General features: G+C 59.5%; 14 protein-coding genes. 8 read left to right on the top strand and 6 right to left on the bottom strand.

The features are described from left to right. Positions 1-107: 107 nt before the first annotated feature. Complete coding sequence (locus tag ABDK74_RS15205) at positions 108-506, bottom strand: VOC family protein (protein ID WP_346004494.1); 399 nt, start codon at positions 504-506, stop codon at positions 108-110. A gap of 68 nt (positions 507-574) precedes the next feature. Between ABDK74_RS15205 and ABDK74_RS15200 the strand changes: the two genes are divergently transcribed. Next, positions 575-1,300: a YafY family protein gene (locus ABDK74_RS15200; RefSeq protein WP_346004493.1), complete on the top strand. Its 726-nt coding sequence runs from the start codon at positions 575-577 to the stop codon at positions 1,298-1,300. A gap of 145 nt (positions 1,301-1,445) precedes the next feature. Here ABDK74_RS15200 and ABDK74_RS15195 read toward each other — a convergent pair whose 3' ends face one another. The 5 genes from ABDK74_RS15195 to ABDK74_RS15175 form a co-directional block, all read right to left on the bottom strand. Continuing rightward, a complete protein-coding gene (locus ABDK74_RS15195) occupies positions 1,446-6,554 on the bottom strand; it encodes a DEAD/DEAH box helicase family protein (RefSeq protein WP_346004492.1) in 5,109 nt (1,702 codons plus the stop codon). 114 nt (positions 6,555-6,668) lie between these two features. Continuing rightward, on the bottom strand, positions 6,669-6,929 hold the full coding sequence (locus tag ABDK74_RS15190; protein ID WP_211562381.1) for a hypothetical protein: 261 nt from the start codon (positions 6,927-6,929) through the stop codon (positions 6,669-6,671). 199 nt (positions 6,930-7,128) lie between these two features. Next, a complete protein-coding gene (locus ABDK74_RS15185) occupies positions 7,129-8,100 on the bottom strand; it encodes a phosphoadenosine phosphosulfate reductase family protein (protein ID WP_346004491.1) in 972 nt (323 codons plus the stop codon). Further along, positions 8,097-8,474 carry a hypothetical protein gene (locus tag ABDK74_RS15180; RefSeq protein ID WP_346004490.1) on the bottom strand — a complete coding sequence of 126 codons (378 nt, stop codon included), beginning with the start codon at positions 8,472-8,474 and terminating at the stop codon, positions 8,097-8,099. The genes ABDK74_RS15185 and ABDK74_RS15180 overlap by 4 nt, the downstream gene beginning before the upstream one ends. Positions 8,475-8,528: 54 nt before the next feature. Continuing rightward, positions 8,529-8,696 carry a hypothetical protein gene (locus ABDK74_RS15175; protein ID WP_346004519.1) on the bottom strand — a complete coding sequence of 56 codons (168 nt, stop codon included), beginning with the start codon at positions 8,694-8,696 and terminating at the stop codon, positions 8,529-8,531. A 109-nt stretch (positions 8,697-8,805) separates the two neighbouring features. Between ABDK74_RS15175 and ABDK74_RS15170 the strand changes: the two genes are divergently transcribed. The 7 genes from ABDK74_RS15170 (at position 8,806) to ABDK74_RS15140 (ending at position 19,073) form a co-directional block, all read left to right on the top strand. Further along, the gene (locus tag ABDK74_RS15170; RefSeq protein ID WP_346004518.1) at positions 8,806-9,186 is read left to right on the top strand and encodes a ParA family protein; all 381 of its coding nucleotides are present in this window, start codon (positions 8,806-8,808) and stop codon (positions 9,184-9,186) included. A gap of 109 nt (positions 9,187-9,295) precedes the next feature. Then, positions 9,296-9,964 (top strand): ParA family protein, encoded by a 669-nt coding sequence (locus ABDK74_RS15165; RefSeq protein WP_206035396.1) that lies wholly within the window; start codon positions 9,296-9,298, stop codon positions 9,962-9,964. 503 nt (positions 9,965-10,467) lie between these two features. Further along, positions 10,468-11,259: a hypothetical protein gene (locus tag ABDK74_RS15160; RefSeq protein WP_346004489.1), complete on the top strand. Its 792-nt coding sequence runs from the start codon at positions 10,468-10,470 to the stop codon at positions 11,257-11,259. Next, positions 11,144-12,673 carry a DNA polymerase Y family protein gene (locus tag ABDK74_RS15155; RefSeq protein WP_346004488.1) on the top strand — a complete coding sequence of 510 codons (1,530 nt, stop codon included), beginning with the start codon at positions 11,144-11,146 and terminating at the stop codon, positions 12,671-12,673. The genes ABDK74_RS15160 and ABDK74_RS15155 overlap by 116 nt, the downstream gene beginning before the upstream one ends. Continuing rightward, entirely contained in the window at positions 12,673-12,906 is a 234-nt protein-coding gene (locus tag ABDK74_RS15150; RefSeq protein WP_099213480.1) for a hypothetical protein, read from the top strand. The genes ABDK74_RS15155 and ABDK74_RS15150 overlap by 1 nt, the downstream gene beginning before the upstream one ends. Before the next feature lie 3 nt (positions 12,907-12,909). Beyond that, positions 12,910-16,050 carry an error-prone DNA polymerase gene (locus tag ABDK74_RS15145; RefSeq protein WP_346004487.1) on the top strand — a complete coding sequence of 1,047 codons (3,141 nt, stop codon included), beginning with the start codon at positions 12,910-12,912 and terminating at the stop codon, positions 16,048-16,050. A gap of 314 nt (positions 16,051-16,364) precedes the next feature. Next, positions 16,365-19,073: a DNA methyltransferase gene (locus ABDK74_RS15140; RefSeq protein ID WP_346004486.1), complete on the top strand. Its 2,709-nt coding sequence runs from the start codon at positions 16,365-16,367 to the stop codon at positions 19,071-19,073.

The raw sequence follows: 19,073 nt of genomic DNA, 5'->3' as shown, positions 1-19,073 counted from the left end.
TTTTCATCAGATAGCCGACATTCCACTTAGCCCTCGTTGCTCGGTATCTGAAAATATCCAGTGGTTTGCAGCTCCAGAGAATTACCATCAGCGCCGACCCTGCTTTGTCACAGGCTCCCGAAACGGACACGGGCAGCTTTAGTTACCGGCGTAAACAGGCTGATGATCGTCCCCTCGGGATCGCGGAACTGGAGCGTGCGGTTACCCCAAGGCAGCGTCTTGGGTTCGATCACAACGTCCACCTTGCCTTTCAGACGCGTGAATTCAGCGTCCACGTCCTCGACCCTGAATTCAAGGATGGCCGTACGATTGGCGCCTGGCTCAGCACTTCCTTCCATGAACAGCGCCACTGTCTCGGTACTACCGATCGCAATTCTCGCACCAGAGGTTACGATTTCGGCAAACTGAGGCGCAAGCCATTCGGCAGAGTGCCCTGTCACCAGCTCATAAAAAGCAACCATCGTAGTGACGTCGGCGGCAATGAGACGGATAGAGGCGAATGTCATCGGTAAGTTCCTATGCAGGTTGTGTTCCCCGCCTTTTGGCACAATCATGCTGACAGCATCCTGTCAGCATGATTGCAGAACCTTTGCGTAGCACCGATCGCCTTTTTCAGATCATTCAGATCCTGCGCCGGTCGTCTCGACCCGTTACGGCGAGGATGCTGTCCGAGGAACTGGAAGTCTCCATCCGCACGATCTATCGCGACGTCGCACATTTGATCGGGCAGCGCGTACCCATTTCAGGGGAAGCCGGCGTTGGGTACATTTTGGGGGCCGGATATGACATGCCACCCCTTGCACTGCTCCCGGCTGAGCTTGAAGCAATCGTTCTGGGAGCACAGTGGGTGGCGGCCCATGGCGAAAAGGAACTGTCACGCGCCGCATTGGACGTACTCACCAAGATTACAGCGGTTGTCCCCCCGGCCTTGCAGCCGTTTATCAGCATTCCAAGCACAGCAACAAAGCTGCCGCTCGATGCATTACAAGGCAAAGATGACAGAGCGAGCCTTCGAGGGGCCATTCGTGCAGGAATGAAGTTACGCCTGCATTATCGGGATCAACAAGGCGAGGTCACCGAGCGTACAGTATGGCCAGTCGTTCTCGGTTATTCGGACATGACGTGCATGTTGATTGCTTGGTGCGAGTTGAGGCAGGGATTTCGTCACTTCCGTACGGACCGGATACACGCGGTAGAAATTCTGGATGAGAAGATAGGTGAGCCTCGCTCCCGACTGCTTCAACGCTGGAAAGCGCAACGCATAACGGCACTCGCTAAAATTACGACTGAAACCGGTTGATCGTTTCCCCAGTCCTGGCAGTTGACGGCATTAACATCGCTCGACACATATTTTAGGCGAGTAGGAACGTCTGCTATTTTACGTTCAAGCACGAATAACGGACATCTCGCTTTCCCCCCCCCATTTCTGACTATTTTCCCGATTTTCACGCAGCTTCGAGCGCGGCCTTTGCTTCAGCTTTTTCCGCTTCCTCGCGGCGCTGCGTATCGGCTGCCAAATCCGCCTCAAGGACCGCCATGGCCTCACGTTTCTCCTGCAACAAAGCCGCCTCCGGGAACGCCAGACCCACACGGGCGCGATAGCCGGGGAGCTTGCGCTCGGCTTCCTCCACCTGACGGCGTGCGTCCGCCAGTTCCGCCTCGAACCGCAGCAGTGCGTTCTCGATACGGCTGACCAGCCCGACCGGGCTTGTCTCGCGGTCGAAGTCCATGCCGAGGATCCGCCCGTCCAGCACAACACCAAGCGTGGCGTCCCACGTCTCCTCCCCGTCAAAGCGGGTGCGCCAGGTCTCGCACAGGATCTCGAAACCGCCGATCGCACCTAAGGTCCACTTGCCTTTCTCCCCGGCCTTCGCGGCGAGACGGGCCTGCGAGAGAAGCCACTGACCGGCCTTCTCACGCTCGGTCATCTCCCGATCCTTGCGCACCAGGCGGAACGCTTCACCGCGCGTCGGCTCACGCTTTGCGATGTCGTTCTGAAGACGCGGGATCACGGCCTGCGCTGTGTCACGGTCACGCTCGGCACGGTCGATGGCGCGACGGACGTTATACTGATCGTCGTGATGGGCTGCCTGCAACCGCTCCAGACGGGCCAGCTCGGCCTCCAGTCCGGCCTTCTGCATCAGGCGTTCGTCTCCCGACGCCAAAGCTTTTGCCATGGCGAACTGGTTGGCTTCCGCCCCCACATCCTCCAGACGGCGGATGGTCCGGTCTCCGGACATGGCAAGGCAGATGAACTTCTGCTTGCGCTCCAGCATCTGCCAGTTGGTCGCGTCCACCGAGCCTTTCAGGGCGTAGGCATAGAGCTGGATCACCGGGTTCTGGTTGCCCTGCCGCTCGATCCGGCCTTCGCGCTGGATGATGTCCGAGACCAGCCAGGGCACATCGAGGTGATGCAGGGCAATCAGCCGCTGCTGCGCATTCACCCCAGTTCCCATGGTCGCGGACGATCCGATCAGGATGCGCTTGCGCCCGGAGTTCATGTCACGGAAGAGCGCCTGCTTGGCCGTGCTCTTCTTGTAGTGCTGCATGAAGGCGATTTCGTCGCGCGGGATGCCCATGCGGATCAGCTCGTCGCGGATCCAGCGATAGGCCGAGAAACCGCGTGTCTCCAGCGCGGATTCCGTGCCCAGATCCGAGAAGATCATCTGCGTGGCACCGGGCAGCTCGTACTCCCGTCCGGTCTCCGGGTCGGTGTAGCGATTGGCCGACGTGTTCTGCCAGATCTGGAAGACCTTGCGGATCATGACATTCAGCTTGTTGCTGTTGTCATTCGCCGCCCAGTTCCGCACGAAACGCAGGTCGATGGCAGCGTGCCGGGCATCGGTGATGACGGACAGCAGGATGTCGTCACCCTTCTGGGGCTTGCCCGTGCGCTCTTCAATCGTCTTGATCCGCTCGGCAAGCGTCTTCTGATACTCGCGGAAAGCGTCTCCACTATCGGCCACGACGATCTCACGCCTGCCGCCCGCCACCTCTGGCAGTTTGACGTAGCGTCTCAGGTCGTCCTGCTGCACGACGTCGGCAAAGTCGCGATACATCGCCATCAGGTCGGCGACATTCACGAACTCGGAGAACCGCGTGACCGGCTTGTAAAGACCGCTCGGCTGAAGCTCCAGTTCCGTGCGGGTCTCGCCAAAACTTGCGGCCCAGGCGTCGAACTCGTGCAGACCACGCTCGACAAGGGCTGGCAGATCCATGAACCGCTGGATCGAGAACATCTCGCCCAGGGTGTTGGTAATCGGCGAGCCTGACGCCATCACCAGCACGCGCTCGGGATTACGCTTTGCGAGGTAGCGCGTTTTGACGAACAGATCCCAGGCACGCTGGCTGCCATTCGGGTCGATCCCCTTCAGATCGGACTGGTTCGTCCCGAAAGACAATTTGCGGAACTGCTGCGCCTCATCCACGAGGATCTGGTCCACCCCGATCTCGCCGAGATGCACGAGATCGTCCTTGCGGCTGGACAGGGCTTTCAGCTTGGCCTCCATCCCCTCCTTCAGGCGCTCGATGCGCTTGCGCGACAGGCGGTCGTCCCGGTTCACGTTCTCCAGAAGGCTTTCGTAGGACGCGATCTGGTCCTCGACCATCTCCTGCTCAAAGGCGCTCTCGACCGGCACGAACTTGAAGGCGTCATGCGTGATGACAATGGCGTCCCAGTTCCCCGTGGCCGCCCGGGCCAGGAACCGCTGGCGCTTGTCCTTCACGAAGTTGGTCTCGTCCGCCACGAGGATCTGGGCGTTCGGGTAGAGCATCATGAACTCACGCGCCATCTGCGCAAGGCAGTGTCCCGGCACCACGATCATACCCTTGGAAATCAGACCGAGGCGCTTTTGCTCCATCACGGCCGCGCACATCGAGAAGGTTTTCCCCGATCCGACCGCGTGTGCCATGTAGGTGCTGCCCTTGGCGATGATCCGCCAGATGACCCGCTTCTGATGGTCGCGCAGGCTGATGGCCGTGCTCGCTCCCGGCAGTTTCAGGTGGGAGCCGTCGAACGTGCGCGGGACAAGGTTGTTGAATGCATCGTTATACAGCCGCACCAGACGCTCGGCGCGGTCAGTGTCCTGCCACACCCACGTCTCGAACGCGGTCTTGATCGCGGCCAGCTTTTCCTTGGCGGCCTCGGTCTCCTTGGTGTTCAGTTCACGATGTTCACCATTCACATCGCGCCAGGTGTCCCAGATTTTCGGGCTGGCCTGATTGAGCGCATCGTCCAGCAGATCCCCGGCATGACGGCGCTGTGTTCCCCAGACCGAAGTGGCCTCGGCCTTGCCGGAAAACCCGCTCTTGTCCACGCTCCAGGTCGCCACCTCCATCGTGTGGTGAATGGTCGTGCGGACCCCCATGACCTCTGCCACGAAAGCCTCGACATCCGGCACGGGGATCCACGGGGCTCCGAGACGGGCCGTAATGTCAGACGGGCCCAGGTCTTCGGGCTGGACCTCTTCAAGGGCCGCGACATTGCGCAGGTAGCGTCGGTCGCGCTCGGCAGCCTCCCGGGCCTGCGCCAGCTTGGTGCGGACCGCCCCTGACAGGGCCTCGTCGGCCGTCACCCAGACCTCACGGCCACCTGTGCTGCGGATCGGATCGAGATAGACCGAGGATCCGAGTTCGGCGAGCACCTCCTCACCCGGGCGGCCAAGAAGCTCCGCCATGCGCTCGACGTTCACGCCGCCTGTCTCGTGCAGGGAGACCGCCAGTGCATCATGAGCGCCGTGAACCTCGGGCTCGGACGGCGCCTGAATCACGCGCTCGCTGAAGATCGGACCCGGACGGCCGGTCTGGCTCTTCTCGTCATACTCTTCGATCGAGCTGACCAGCCACACATCCGGATCGTCGTAGAACGGCTGAAGGTTTGGACGGCGCTGTGTGGACTTCTCCTCACCCGTCTCTTCATCCACCCGCGTTGTGGTGTTGGTGAGGTTGATCGGCCCGAACTGACGGGCGAAGGCCTGATAGGCGCGCTTGAGATCTGCCTGATGGGCGCTGTAGGGCAGGTTTTCCACCTGTGCCCGAAGCACGAGCCGGGCCGCATCCCTGACAGGAATCAGGCCCTTGATGATCGCGGCGTGCTTCTGGAAGATCCCTTCCTTTTGCTCGCCTTTCTTCACCTTCACCAGCACGGTTTCGCCGTCAATGATCTGGTGCAGCGCGCCCTGGTGCAGCAGGTAGCTCCCCTCTTTCAGCAGGGCACCGTCTGCGGCCGTTCCGACCTCGGCGGCGTGGTTATCCTGCACCGTCGCAACATCGAGCGTCTGCGGGGCCGGGAAGCGGGCCAGCGAAGAAAGACGGCCGAGGGCGAGCGGCAGGGCCTCGTCCAGCATCTGGAGCGGATTGGCCTTGCAGGTGTATTCGGGTCCGAACTGACCGCTCGTCCAGTCATGGCGACCGAGAACCTGCTGGCCGTTTTCCGCGAAGTAGCGGTTGATCCGCAGCGGGCCTTCGCCCTGATCGGTGTCCTCCAGCGCAGCCACGTCCAGCCAGGTGGCATCGCCTGCATCCTCGCCCGGTGCGCGGCGGCGGAATACCAGAGCGTCCACCACGACATCGGTTCCGGCATCGTCGCGCATGGCACCCGCTGGCAGGCGTGCGCCGCCCACGAAATCGGCTGTCTCGAATATTGTGCGCCGTGCGCCGGCATCGGACTTGTCCATCGTCCACCGCGACGTGACGAACATCGCCAGCGCTCCGGGACGCAGACGGGAGATGGACCGGGCGATGAAGTAGTCATGCAGGGACAGGCCAAGGCGGCCCAGCTCGTCCGTGCCCCGGACCGTGCGGTTGCTGAAGGGCGGGTTGCCGATCACCAGATCGTAGCGCTCCGCCAGCTTGGCCGTCGTGAAGTCCTCGGACCGGACCCACTGGTTCGGAAACAGCTTGCGCGTGATCCGGGCCGTCAGCGGGTCGTTCTCGATCGCGGTCCAGGCGGTTTTCGGGGCCAGCTTCGGAGGCACGCTCGCCATGAACAGCCCTGTGCCGCAGCCCGGCTCCAGCGCACGGCCACCCCGGAAGCCCATTTGTGCGGCCAGATCCCACAGCGCATGGACGATCAGCTCGGGCGTGTAATGGGCGTACTGCGTGGCCCGTGCCAGACCCGCCCGCTCCTGCTGGCTGGTCAGTTCCTCAAGCTGGCTGCCAATCTCTTCCCAGCCTGCCCGGAAGGTTTCGCCAGCACGCGGGAACAGGCTGTTGGCCAGCTCCCCTGCCCCGAACCCGGTGAAGCGGGCGAGGACAGCCTGCTCGTCGGGGCTGGCGTTGCGGTCCTCGGCTTCAAGCGTGGCCAGAAGGCGGATCGCCGCAAGATTGTCCCGCGCACGCTCTTTCCAGCCCTCGGCAAGGCCACGCGTTCCGGTCAAGGCGAAGTCCACCTTCGGCAGGACAGCGGGGATCGGGGCTGGGGCTTTTGCGACCTGTTGGGCCGCAGCGGCGGCTTCCTCAAGGGCGCGGTCTCCCGGAAGCTCGCCCCAGTACAGGTTGGACTGGCTGCCGCCGAGTGCTGAGGTGTCGAAGAAGCTCAGTTGAGACGTGGACATGGAAAAACTCCGGACAAGCGGCAGCGCCCGGTGCTGCGCGGAGGCAGACCGGGGGGCCAGAAAACAGGATCAGTGCGGGGAGAGAGGCGTCAGGCCTCCCGGATCAGTTCGGGGTCAGAGGGGACCGAAGCGCAGGCGGATCTGCTCGCGCTCGTTCTCGGACAGGCGGGACAGCGCCTCGTGGTGGTAGGTCGAACCCTCGCCTGCCTTCCGCGCCACGCGCCACCAGGCCTGCGGATCGCTGCAATGCAGACCCACCAGACGCGTCTCGTCATTGTCGGGTCCGCAGCCTTCGAGGATCGTCCAGCCCTCTTCGTGGGCCTGTTTGAGGTCGAAGGCGTGGGCCTGTGCGGGGCGTTCGAGGGTGTCTGACATTGTCTTTATTTCCTTTCCTGACCCTCTCCGGCGAGCGCAGGACAGTGCGGCCTGCCAGAGCGACGCGCAGCGTCGGGACCGCCCGGCCCGCAGCGCAGCGAGGACACGGACGGACCCACCTCTTGCAGGGCGGGCTGGCCTGTGCTGCCCCCCTCCCCTCTTCTTCTTTTTTCAACCTTCTGTTTTTTCTTCTTTTTTTTCAGGTTGGCCCCCCGCCCTGCCCGAACGCTCCGGCCGGGGTCTCCCAGGCTGGTGTGAAGACAGTCGGGATCGGACGCGTTGAGAGGCACGCGCGGGCCAGCTCGGGCGTTGCCAGGGCGGCGGCATACGGCCTGCCCTGCTCGGCGAGCTGCTCCAGCAACACCGTGCGCTTGATCGTGCAGCCAAACTGCTGCTCGTACTGCACGAGACGGTCAAAGCGGGCAGGATCGAGCCAGCGGATCGTTGCACACTGCCGCGCATCGCCAAAAATACAGGTGGCACAGGACAGTCTGGAGAAGCCGATGCGGTATGGCAGCGCCGGCATCACCTTCCAGCGTCTCAGGCTGTTCCAGACCTGCGCCTCGCTCCACTGGTGGACGGGTCGCCAGTGATCGACATGACGGCGACGTCGCGTGCCATGCCGCGTATCCGTGCGGTGCGGCTCAAAGGCGGCATAGCGGGCACGGTTTGGGCTTTCTTCGGCACGCTCGCCCGTTACGAACAGGGTGCGGCGGTTCAGGAAGCGGTCCTGGCCGCGTAGGGAGCGATCGGCGACGTCAATCTTGGTGACGCTGGAGCACCATCGGGTCGTCAGGCTGGCGGAGACCTGGGGAAAGCGCAGGCGCGTCCCGTTCGGCCCCTGCCCGCCTGCGCGGATCAGAGCCTCAGGGCTTTCGAAAAGAACAGGGGCTGTCGGTGCGTCCTTGCGGAGCATCTCCCGCTCGAAGCCGCCCTCGCGCCAGGAGCGATAGAGCGGCAGGCCGAAGTCCCGCGCCAGGGCGCTCACATAGTGGCTTGTGGAGGGCCAGTCCATGAAGGACGGCCCCTGCCCGTCCACCTCGTGGTGCCACAGTTCCAGACGGTCCGTCGGGGCACCGCCTTCAAGGAGGGCGAAAAGGCAGGCGAGGCCGTCTTTGCCGCCCGACACGGCCACGATGATGCTGTCATACGATGTCAGATCCGGCGTCATGACACGAACCTGCTCACCGGGGCACCTGTCCGGACAGAGCGGCACATCAGAGCACTCGCGATCGGAGCGTCCCGCAGAAGAAGTGGCTTCACATGCCGGTTATCCCAGCTCAGGCCTTCGCAGCGTGAGAGGAGTCCAAGCTGGGTTGCCGCCTCATCCCGGCACGCACACACCCGCTCATTGCCCCCCGCACTGCGACGGCAGGGCTCATGCGCCGGCGCGTTGCAGCCCGTACACGGGATCGTCAGGGCCGGATCACCGCCAGCCCAGTGCTCGTTGCACTTGCGGCAGGACACAGGCTCCTGCGTATCGGTCCACCGCATGGGCGGTCGACCGCGTGGTGTTGGGACATAAGGAAGGGAATGACGGCGCATGATGCTCGATCCATTTCTGGTTTTTGAACATCGTCGCGTCCGGCTGGGGGCTGTTCAGACTGCAACAGTGCCGCGCAGCGGCAGGATCAACGCGGCCCGCAGCCACGCGCAGACGGCGTAGCCGGCGAGCATGGCGAGGACACGCGTTGACCCACCTGTTGCGGGGCTGGGCAGCTTCCAGCCAGCCCTTTCTTCTATTACGCTTTCCTTCAATCTTCCCATTTCTGCCACCATCAAAACTACGATCCATTACCAATTTTTCCGGTGTTATTCTGGTTTGTCATATATTACCGGTTATAGATATATTACAGGTTATGGAAACAATTCCGGTATGTCATACAATACCGGTTATTGTATTAATCTGGAGAGATTGATGCCCGTAATTGTGATGGCTAGTCCCAAGGGGGGAGTGGGAAAATCAACCTGTGCCGTGCTCTTGGCTACAGAGTTTGCGCGAATGAACGCCGAAGTTACGGTTCTGGATTGCGACCCAAACCACTCGCTTACACGTTGGGCTTCTCGAAGCATCCCATCTGGCATTCGCCTCGTATCAGACGTGGGCCGGTCCGAAATTGTTCAGACAATCAAAAGATTGACTCCAAGTCAGCGCTTTCTTTCAATCCTTCCATGCTGCCATCCTCTAAACCGCTATGAACTACCGATTTTAGATTTTCAGGTGTTTTTCCGGTTCGTTATATATTTCCGGTCATAGAATTAATTTAGGTTATTGATTTATTTCTGGTAATGCATATATTACAGATTACCGAAACGATTCCGGTGACTTATTTAATACCGGTTATTGTATTAATCTGGAGAGATTGATGCCCGTAATTGTGATGGCTAGTCCCAAGGGGGGAGTAGGAAAATCAACCTGTGCCGTGCTCTTGGCTACAGAGTTTGCGCGAATGAACGCCGAAGTTACGGTTCTGGATTGCGACCCAAACCACTCGCTTACACGTTGGGCTTCTCGAAGCATCCCATCTGGCATTCGCCTCGTATCAGACGTGGGCCGGTCCGAAATTGTTCAGACAATCAAAAGAGCAGATGGCGACGGAAAAATCGTCATAGTTGATCTTGAAGGTGTTGCTTCACAACTTGTCAGTCGCGCCATATCTCAGGCTGATCTAGTGATTGTACCGATGCAGGCAACAGCATTGGACGCTGAGATTGGTTCGGAAGCCTTGGCTCTCGTAAGAGAAGAAGAGGATGCTCTCGGAAGAACGATCCGTCATGCTGTGGTGCTTACAAAAACAAGTGCCGCTATAAAAAGTCGCGTTCAGAAAGATCTTGAAAGCCAGCTCAAATCGGAAGGCATCGACCTCATACAACCGTCATTAGTCTCCAGGGCAGCCTTTTCTGAGCTATTTGCCTATGGGGGCGATTTGACATCAATGCTCGAAAATAAAGAGATGACGACAGGCGGAAAAGTGGACAAGGCCCTAGAAAACGCAAGGGGTTTTGCGGAGGCTGTATATGACCGGCTCAAATAGACTTGCAGGACTACGGGCACGTCCGAAAGACGAAAGCGTGCAGCAAACTAAGATAGTGGACGCTGTAGGGGAGGCTCATGGCTTCTTAGATCGCACCCCGCGACGTAAGCCTGGTCGGAAGCCCAGCCCTAGAACCTATCAGATTCACCCCAAAATCATGCCAGAGATTGGGGACGCGATAGCCGGTGAGGCCGAGCGTCTAGGCATCACGCAAGGCGCGCTGATCGAAATTATGTGGAGCTCCTACAGCAAACAAAAATAAGAAGATTATTATTAATACCGGAATTAATTATATTACCGGTATTAAATATATAATCGGAATTTAATCTAATACCGGTTTTATACCCTTTATTAGAAATCTGGTTTTGTCAGAGATGTTCCTGAAATGCCAAAAGTCGTGGTCTAACCTAGCCTCCTAAGACTCTTGGCAAAAGTACCTTCGATAATTTTCTTGCCTTAAGTCCTTTTTTGTTCTCTTTCTGTTCTCATTAAGGAGAACATAAATGACAACGGACGCCCTGGCGCGACTGCGCGAGCAGGTCCGACGCCTGGAGCGTCGAGACCTGTCTCACTCCCATAGTGACACACTCGCCACCGGACATTCTGCCGTCGATGCCCATCTCGGCGGCGGTCTCAAGACCGGCAGCCTGCATGACTTCCTGATCTCCGATCCTCTGGAAATCGGAGCCAGTCTCGCCATGCTGCTGCCCATCCTGAAAGAGGGCAGGGGGCCGGTCTTCTGGATCAGCGACACACCTGCCGAACTGAACGCCTGCGGGCTGCATCAGTCCGGTGTTCCACTGGACCATCTGGTCTGCATTGAAACGGACCCGGCCAGCCTGCTCGCTGTCGCAGAAGACGTGTTGCGCGGACCAGAGCGCGCATTGGCCGTGATAGCAGGAAGCCACGTCCCAACCCTCAAGGAAATCCGTCGCCTCAATCTGGCAGTGGAAGCGAGTGGCAACACAGGCTTCTTCCTGCGCTTTGCACCGCTCGCACGCGCTCCCGGGAAAGATCCCTGCGCGTGCGCCACGCGCTGGCGGATCCTCTCTCATTCCTCATCACCACGATTTTTTCCGGGACTGGCCATGCCGCTTCCCGGTTCCCGACGCCTTTCTGTCGCGCTGCTGCGGGTGAGGGGAGGCCGCCCTGCTCACTGGATCCTCGACTGCACCGATCATGCGCCGCTTTCTCGCTCTCTGGATGCCCTTCTGGCGCACCGAGCGCCTTCAGCTCTCCCGCCCGGAAGACTTCCCGCCCGACAGGCCGCTCGTTGTGCACGCGCTGGCACATAACCGCCACACCGTCACTGGTGTCAGTCCGGCTGCGCTCGCAGCCGGACTGACACCCGGAATGCCGCTAGCGCAGGCCCGCTCCCTGGTGCCGGATCTTCTGACCGCAGAAGAGGACGCCGACGCACAGAGGGTCGCGCTGACCAATCTGTGCTCATGGTTGATCTGGCTGTCGCCGCTGCCCGCGTTCGATGCTCCGGACAGCCTCTACAGCGATACCACCGGATGCGCCCATCTTTACGGGGGTGAGACGGCCATGCTGGATCTCGTCAGGGAACGCCTGAAGGCGAGGGGGCATTCCTGCTCTGTGGCGCTGAGCGATACGGCCGCTGCCTCACGCGCCTTGGCCCGCTCGGCGATCGACCGGATCTGTCTCGTGCCTCCCGGTCAGCAGAAACAGGCGCTGCAGCCGTTGCCCTGTTCAGCGCTTCCTTTGCCGGAACAGACGCTATCCAGCCTTAGCCGTCTCGGACTGAACACGATCGGCGCGCTGGCGGACCTCCCGCGCGCACCTCTAGCCAAGCGTTTTGGGGCAGAGCTTCTGACTTGTCTCGATGAGGCTCTGGGACGGCAGGTCCGCCCGCTCAGCGTGTTTCAACCTGTGGACCGGATCTCCCTGACCCGCTCTCTGGTCGAGCCGATCAGCACGCCGGAGGCCATTGCCACGGTGATTGCCGCACTCGTGCCGGTTGTCTGCGAAAAGCTGACGGCGCGAGGGGAGGGGGGGCGGCAGCTCGACTTTCTCTGCGTGCGCGTGGACGGATCCATTCAGGCCGTCCGCGTGGGGACGTCCGACCCAACGGCTGACGTGCCGCGTCTGACGCGCCTGCTGCAAGACCAGATTCCTCAGATCGCGCCCGAGTTCGGAATTGAAACCGTCATCCTGACTGTCAGCGCGAACGAACCGCTGGAAGCCGGGCCAGAGCGGTCTGTCCTGCCAGACGAAGCCGGATCCTCTGAAACGGGCCTCCCGGCCTCTCTGATCGACCGGCTGCTGAATCGTCCGGGCGTTGTTTCGGTTCACCAGCTCGCGCCCCGGTTTTCCGCCTGGCCAGAGGACGGACAGTCTCGCGTTTCTCCAGGCAACATGGCAAACCCCCCTTTCGCGAGCCAGATGCTCTGGGCGCGGCCGAACATTCTGTTCGATCTGCCCGTCCGGGTGCAGGTGACTGCCCTGCTTCCGGACGGTGCGCCCCGCCAGTTCGTCCTGAAGCGACAGACGCATCGCATTGCGGCAGCCGATGGCCCCGAACGACTGCTGGGCGAATGGTGGCAGACGTCCGAAAGTTACGGCGCGATCCGCGACTATTGGCGGGTCGAGACCACGACCGGCCTGCGCCTGTGGCTGTTTCGCAAAGGCGACGGAACCCATGCCTGGTCCGGTTCAGGTGACTGGTTTCTTCAGGGGGTCTTCTGATGGACCCCCGCGATGACCTGATCCCGGCCAGCACTTCGGACGTGGCCGAAGTCCTGATGCACGCGTTGTGCTATGACGGACGCAGGCGAACGCATGACGCCGCCGAGCTGATGGCCCGTCTGGTGGCCGAACGGCTTGTCGCCTATCTCGAACGCTCGGGCTTCGTGGTCATGCGCGCGCCCACCAGCAACGCGCCTGATAGCAGCCGGCACCCCCATCCCCACCGCCGCTAGGCCATGAGCGCGCCTTACGTCGAATTGCAGGTGACGTCCTCGTTTTCGTTCCTGCGCTCGGGCAGCCAGCCGGATGAGCTGATGTTCCAGGCGAAAGCCCTGGGCTATGACACAATTGGTCTGACCGACTGGAACACTGTGGCCGGAGTGATCCGCGCCCATCTGGCGGCGCGGGAGGCAGGTCTTCGTCTTCTACCCGGATGCCGCCTCGCTTTGCGCGATGGCAGTGCGCTCCTGGCCTATCCTCGCAACCGTGCGGGCTGGGCAGGTCTCTGCCAGCTTTTGACGCTTGGTCATCACCGGGGCGAGCGGGACGTGTTTCTTCTGGGCTGGGAGGATCTCGTCGGAGCGGCATCGGACCTCGTCCTGATCCTGTTACCGCCCGAGGATCTGGCAGCACTTCCGGAGCACGTTCAAAGCCTGCTGGATCTGCCTAGACACAGGGAAGGCGAAGAAGAGACCCGGTTTCTCGCGCTGAAGATGCTCCGGCAGCCCGGGGATGTGGCGCGGCTTCATGCGATTGCCGCTTTCTGCGAAATCCGGGGACTGGCCTGCGTTGTGACGGGAGATGTTCTCTACCACGATGCACGCCGGCACATCCTTCAGGACGTGGTCACGGCCATCCGGGAAGGCTGCAGCGTCGATGCTCTCGGCAACCGCCGTCACGTCCACGCCGATCGCCATCTGAAAGCCCCTGAAGAACAGGCACGCTTGTTCGCCGCTTTTCCAGACGCCCTGGCCAACACGCGGAAAATTGCCGAGGCCTGCACTTTCAGTCTGGATGACCTCACCTATCAGTATCCGACCGAAACCGAGCGCACAGGCGAAAGCGCGCAGGACACCCTGACACGCCTGGTCGAAGCCGCACTGCCGCGTCGCTACCCGGCCGGGGCGCCCCCTGACGTCGAGGCGCAGATCGCCCATGAGCTGAGGCTGATCGGCTCTCTCGCCTACGCTCCGTATTTCCTGACCGTAAATACGATCGTGCGTCATGCCCGCTCACTCGGGATTGTCTGTCAGGGGCGCGGATCCGCCGCGAACTCGGCGGTTTGCTATGTGTTGGGCATCACGAGTATTGATCCGGTCCGCTCGGGCCTGCTGTTCGAGCGGTTCATCTCGGCCGAACGGCAGGAACCACCCGACATCGACGTCGATTTCGAGAGTGACCGCCGCGAAGAAGTCATCCAGTGGATCTACCGGCATTACGGCCGCCACCGTGCAGCGTTATGTGCCACCGTGCAGCGCTATCAGCCCAAGGGCGCGTTGCGCGAAGTCGGCAAGGTTCTGGGGCTACCGGAGGATCTGACCGGCCAGCTTTCCAAACACATCGCCTCCTCTCTCGCGGATCCCGATCTGTGCAAGGCGCGTGCGGCCGATCTTGGCCTGAACCTGAAGGAGAGACGCCTCAGCCTGACATTTCATCTTGCCCGCCAGCTTCTCGGCTTCCCGCGTCAGCTTGGGACGCATCCGGGCGGATTTGTGCTGACCGAGGATCGCCTGGACCAGCTTGTTCCCCTGATGCCGACCGCCATGGACGGACGGCAGATCATCGTTTGGGACAAAGACGATATCGACATTTTGCGTTTTATGAAGGTCGATGTCTTGGGTCTGGGAATGCTCGGCTGTCTGCGTCGCGGGTTCGAATTGCTGCACACCGTGTATCAGACCCGTATGGATCTCGCTTCGATCCCGGCCGAGGATCCACAGACCTATCGCATGATCCAGAAAGCGGACACGCTCGGGACATTCCAGATCGAAAGCCGGGCCCAGATGTCGATGCTCCCGCGCATGAAGCCCCGGACTTTCTATGATCTGGTGATTCAGGTCGCGATTGTTCGGCCGGGACCAATCCAGGGCGATATGGTCCATCCCTATCTCCGCCGAAGAGAGAAACTGGAGCCTGTCACCTATCCGTCCGAGACCCTGCGCGGCATTCTGGGGAAAACACTGGGCGTGCCGCTGTTCCAGGAGCAGGCAATGCAGGTGGCCATCCATTGTGCGGGCTTTACGCCAGGCGAGGCGGACCAGCTCCGCCGTGCGATGGCGACGTTCAAAATGACAGGTGGGGTCTCGCCGTTCCGCGACAAGCTGGTGAACGGAATGCTGGCCAACGGGTATGAGCAGGGCTTTGCCGAACAGACGTTCAGCCAGCTCGAAGGGTTTGGCAGCTACGGCTTCCCCGAAAGCCATGCCGCCTCGTTCGCCCTGATTGCTTACGCCTCGGCCTGGATGAAATGCCATTATCCGGATGTGTTCTGTGTCGCCCTGCTGAACAGTCAGCCCATGGGATTTTATGCGCCGTCCCAGATTGTTCAGGACGCGCAACGCCATGGCGTCGAGGTCCGGCCGATCTGTATCAATGCCTCCCGATGGGATTGCACCCTGGAGCGGGGCCGGAATGGACGGTACGCGGCGGTCCGGCTTGGGTTCAGGATGGTGCGCGGGCTGGCGAACGCCCATGGTGCCGCCCTGATCGCGTCTCGGATGCCGGATTATGAGAGTATTGACGATGTGTGGCGCCGTGCCGATGTGCCGGTCTCGGCCCTGGAATGTCTGGCAGAAGCAGACGCCTTCCGGGTATTCGGACAGATGCGCCGTGCTGCGCTCTGGTCAATCAAGGGGCTCGCGGACACGGCGCTGCCGCTGTTTGAAGCGGCGGATCGGGGTCGGAACTTTCCGCTGCCGGAGGTGATCGAGCCGGAGATTGTCCTGCCGCAGATGTCAGAGCGGGCGTCGGTGCATGAGGATTACCGGGCGACAGGACTTAGTCTGAACGGGCATCCCGTCGCGTTTCTCCGAGAGGGCTTACGAAAAGAGGGGATCGTGCGCTGTGGAGATTTGCCGTACCTGCGGGATGGGCGTCGGATCCAGCTCACGGGTCTTGTGCTGATGCGGCAGCGGCCAGGGACGGCGAACGGCACCATGTTCGTGACGATCGAGGACGAAACCGGCACAGCCAATCTGATTGTCTGGAAGGATGTGCAGGAGAAATACCGCCGTCCTCTTCTCGCGTCCCGTCTTTTGGCCTGCAAGGGGAGGCTTCAGAAGGAAGGCGATGTGATCCATGTCGTTGTGCTCAGTCTGGAAGACCAGACACCATTGCTTCAGGGCTCGGAGCTGCTGAAGGCACGGGACTTCCGGTAGGGAAGAGCGCCGCTTCGAGCGAACTTATTTTATGAATGAAGACATTGTTGTTGGTGTTGAACCTGTGGAGTTGTGGGCAGAGCCGCACCCTGTGGTCAGCCGGCAGGGCTGTCCATCAGGACGCGAGCGACCGCGGAGCGGCTGTCCATAAGTCCATGGGCGGCTCATGCCGGTATAGCCAAAAGCAGTGATACACAAACATAGGCGTCCTTCTCCTGACGTCCCGGCCTTACCTTGTCATATGTGACACACGGTTGCAGTAATATCGCCAGTTGTTTGATCCTGCTGAACTCTGCTGCACCCCAAGGCCCGACATGAACCCGACTGAAATCTACGACGCTCTATCCAAGATCGTGGAGGCATCCTTTGATGCAGACGAATTTCCCTTCTCGTTTGCTGAAGCAACAGATGCTTCACGGGCGGCAATTTCAAAGCTTCGCAACGGGTCGACCAATAAATCTGACCTTCCGGGCGGGGTCTTGTTTGGTAAGAGATTTCATTATGCACCGGCCCCAACCGGAAAGAGCGACACTACTCTTGAGCAGTTGAGAGCATCGAAGAAAACGAAATCTGCCAAACCCGCCATTCTGCTCGCAACGGATGGTGAGATGATTGCGGCGGAACATACTGCTTCGGGCGAAACACTTCATTGCGCCTTCAAAGAGTTGGGGGATCAGTTCGGCTTCTTCCTCCCCGCTGCGGGGAAAGAACGATATCGCGCCGTTGAGGAAAACCCGGTCGATGTGAAGGCTACGGGTAAGCTCGCCAAGCTTTATGACGCATTAATCAGGGCAAATCCCGACTGGGGAACAGATGCACGTCGTCATGAGATGAACCAACTCATGATGCGGCTAATCTTCTGTATGTTTGCCGAAGACGTCGGTATCTTTCCAGAGCAGCAATTCTCCCGCCTGATTTTCACCTATGCAGGCGATAAAGGTGAGGAAGCCCATAAGGTGATTATTGCAGCCTTCCGGGCGATGAACCTTCCCAAGCATAAACGAACAGGTCTGCCCGCATGGACCGGTGAGCTGGACTACGTGAATGGCGGTCTGTTTGCTGGCGTCATTGATGCACCGAAATTCAATACTATTGCCTTCCGCTATCTGCGTGAGGCCTGCGGGTTAGATTGGGGTAAGATCAATCCAGACATTTTCGGTTCAATGATCCAGTCCGTAGCGGATGCCAAGCAACGCTCTGAACTGGGAATGCATTACACCTCGGTTCCGAATATCATGAAGGTTATCGGGCCGCTTTTTCTCGATGATCTGGACGCGGAGATCCATAAGGGTTGGGATCGTGCCCGCGCACTTCAGCAAACACTGGGCCGGATGTCCCACATCCGTGTATTTGACCCCGCCTGCGGATCGGGGAACTTCCTTGTTGTGTCCTATCGAGAACTCCGGGCACGCGAGACGCGCATCATGCAGCGTCTGGAAGAGCTTGAGGGCCGTAATGCCATGGGCACAAGCGAGATGTTCTCGCGTATTAAAATTGATCATTTCTACGGAATTGAAATTTCAGATTTCGCCGCTGAAACGGCGAAGCTCGCGCTGTTCATCGCTGAATACCAGGCCAATGCGAGTTTTAAGGCCGTTTTTGGGCGTTGTCCTGCCGCCTTACCGTTGAGGGATGCTGCTCGCATTCATACAGGAAATGCCCTCCGACTTGATTGGGAAGAAATTTGCCCTCCGCCCGTCAAAGAAGAGGAAGTCTTTATTGCTGGGAATCCGCCGTTTTTAGGGTCAACTTTTCAAAGCCGCGAACAAAAAACTGATTTGGCCTATGTTTTTTCTAAAGACGTTAAGAGCTTTGCCGCCTTTGATTTTGTAGCGGCATGGTTTTTTAAAGCGAGCTGCTTTGTACGTAAATATGCTGTGCGAGCGGCATTCGTATCAACAAACTCCATATGCCAAGGACAATCTGTTGCGGCTTTGTGGCCGCATATTCTTAGTGATGATCTGGAAATTTCTTTTGCGCACAAGGATTTCAAATGGAGTAATAACGCCTCGTCCAAGGCAGCCGTCATTTGTTCCATTATTGGTATTAGACGCGCTTCTAAAGAAGATAAGTTTCTTTTTTCCAATGGGTTTGGAAGTTTGTCCCAAAATATAAATTCCTACCTTGTTGATAGTCCGCATGTCTTCGTTGATAGCATCAGGAGGTCTATGTTTGGTTTGCCTATCATGGATTATGGAAACAAACCGGTAGAAGGCGGATCGCTAATTCTCTCTCCAGAAGAGCGCGCCGAATTTATTGTTTCGGACCCCAGATCTGAGAAATTCATTCGTAAGTTTATGGGCTCGATGGAAGTTGTAAGAGGAATTGAACGCTATTGTCTTTGGATTGCTGATGAAGATGTTATGGAAGCGAATAGTATCGCGTCAATTCGTGACCGAATTGATGCAGTCTTCCATTACAGGTGCAAAAGCGTAAAGGCTCCCACCCGTGCCTTAGCATCACAAGGACACCGTTTCGTAGAACGCCGTGCTCCTAAAAATTTTTCAAGCGCCATCCTCGTCCCCAGCGTCACTTCAGAGCGCCGACCCTACCTTCCGGTGGAGTGGGTGGGCGCTGACGTCATTTCATCAAACCTCAATCAAGTCCTCTACGACGCCCCCGAATGGTGCATCGCGCTCATTGCGTCCCGCCTTCATCTCGTCTGGATCGCCACTGTCTGCGGCAAACTGAAGTCCGATTTCCGTTATTCCAACACGCTCGGCTGGAACACCTTCCCAGTCCCGAAGTTCACGGACGAGCAGTTGGAAGCCCTCTCGGCTTCAGCGCGCCGCATCCTGAAATGCCGCTATTCCCACTACCCCAAAACAATCGCGGATTTATACGATCCAGACAAAATGCCTGACGACCTTCGTGCCGTGCATAAAGAAAACGATGACTTGCTGGAGAGCATGTATATCGGCCGCCCCTTCCGCAATGATACGGAACGCCTGGAAACACTCTTCAAGCTCTATGCGGCCAAGATCAAAACGCTAGAAACTGCCAGCAAAAAGAAAAAGGCCTGA

The organism is Gluconobacter sp. OJB (assembly GCF_039638275.1).
Lineage (GTDB): Bacteria > Pseudomonadota > Alphaproteobacteria > Acetobacterales > Acetobacteraceae > Gluconobacter > Gluconobacter cerevisiae.
Note: the sequence above shows the minus strand (reverse complement) of the source record. Positions and strands in the feature narration are given on the sequence as shown.

What these genes read in the sequence shown, in the direction of transcription:
- ABDK74_RS15205 (WP_346004494.1), bottom strand. Translation starts at nt 506, where the DNA reads ATGACATTCGCCTCTATCCGTCTCATTGCCGCCGACGTCACTACGATG.
- ABDK74_RS15200 (WP_346004493.1), top strand. Translation starts at nt 575, where the DNA reads ATGATTGCAGAACCTTTGCGTAGCACCGATCGCCTTTTTCAGATCATT.
- ABDK74_RS15195 (WP_346004492.1), bottom strand. Translation starts at nt 6,554, where the DNA reads ATGTCCACGTCTCAACTGAGCTTCTTCGACACCTCAGCACTCGGCGGC.
- ABDK74_RS15190 (WP_211562381.1), bottom strand. Translation starts at nt 6,929, where the DNA reads ATGTCAGACACCCTCGAACGCCCCGCACAGGCCCACGCCTTCGACCTC.
- ABDK74_RS15185 (WP_346004491.1), bottom strand. Translation starts at nt 8,100, where the DNA reads ATGACGCCGGATCTGACATCGTATGACAGCATCATCGTGGCCGTGTCG.
- ABDK74_RS15180 (WP_346004490.1), bottom strand. Translation starts at nt 8,474, where the DNA reads ATGCGCCGTCATTCCCTTCCTTATGTCCCAACACCACGCGGTCGACCG.
- ABDK74_RS15175 (WP_346004519.1), bottom strand. Translation starts at nt 8,696, where the DNA reads ATGGGAAGATTGAAGGAAAGCGTAATAGAAGAAAGGGCTGGCTGGAAG.
- ABDK74_RS15170 (WP_346004518.1), top strand. Translation starts at nt 8,806, where the DNA reads ATGTCATACAATACCGGTTATTGTATTAATCTGGAGAGATTGATGCCC.
- ABDK74_RS15165 (WP_206035396.1), top strand. Translation starts at nt 9,296, where the DNA reads ATGCCCGTAATTGTGATGGCTAGTCCCAAGGGGGGAGTAGGAAAATCA.
- ABDK74_RS15160 (WP_346004489.1), top strand. Translation starts at nt 10,468, where the DNA reads ATGACAACGGACGCCCTGGCGCGACTGCGCGAGCAGGTCCGACGCCTG.
- ABDK74_RS15155 (WP_346004488.1), top strand. Translation starts at nt 11,144, where the DNA reads ATGCGCCGCTTTCTCGCTCTCTGGATGCCCTTCTGGCGCACCGAGCGC.
- ABDK74_RS15150 (WP_099213480.1), top strand. Translation starts at nt 12,673, where the DNA reads ATGGACCCCCGCGATGACCTGATCCCGGCCAGCACTTCGGACGTGGCC.
- ABDK74_RS15145 (WP_346004487.1), top strand. Translation starts at nt 12,910, where the DNA reads ATGAGCGCGCCTTACGTCGAATTGCAGGTGACGTCCTCGTTTTCGTTC.
- ABDK74_RS15140 (WP_346004486.1), top strand. Translation starts at nt 16,365, where the DNA reads ATGAACCCGACTGAAATCTACGACGCTCTATCCAAGATCGTGGAGGCA.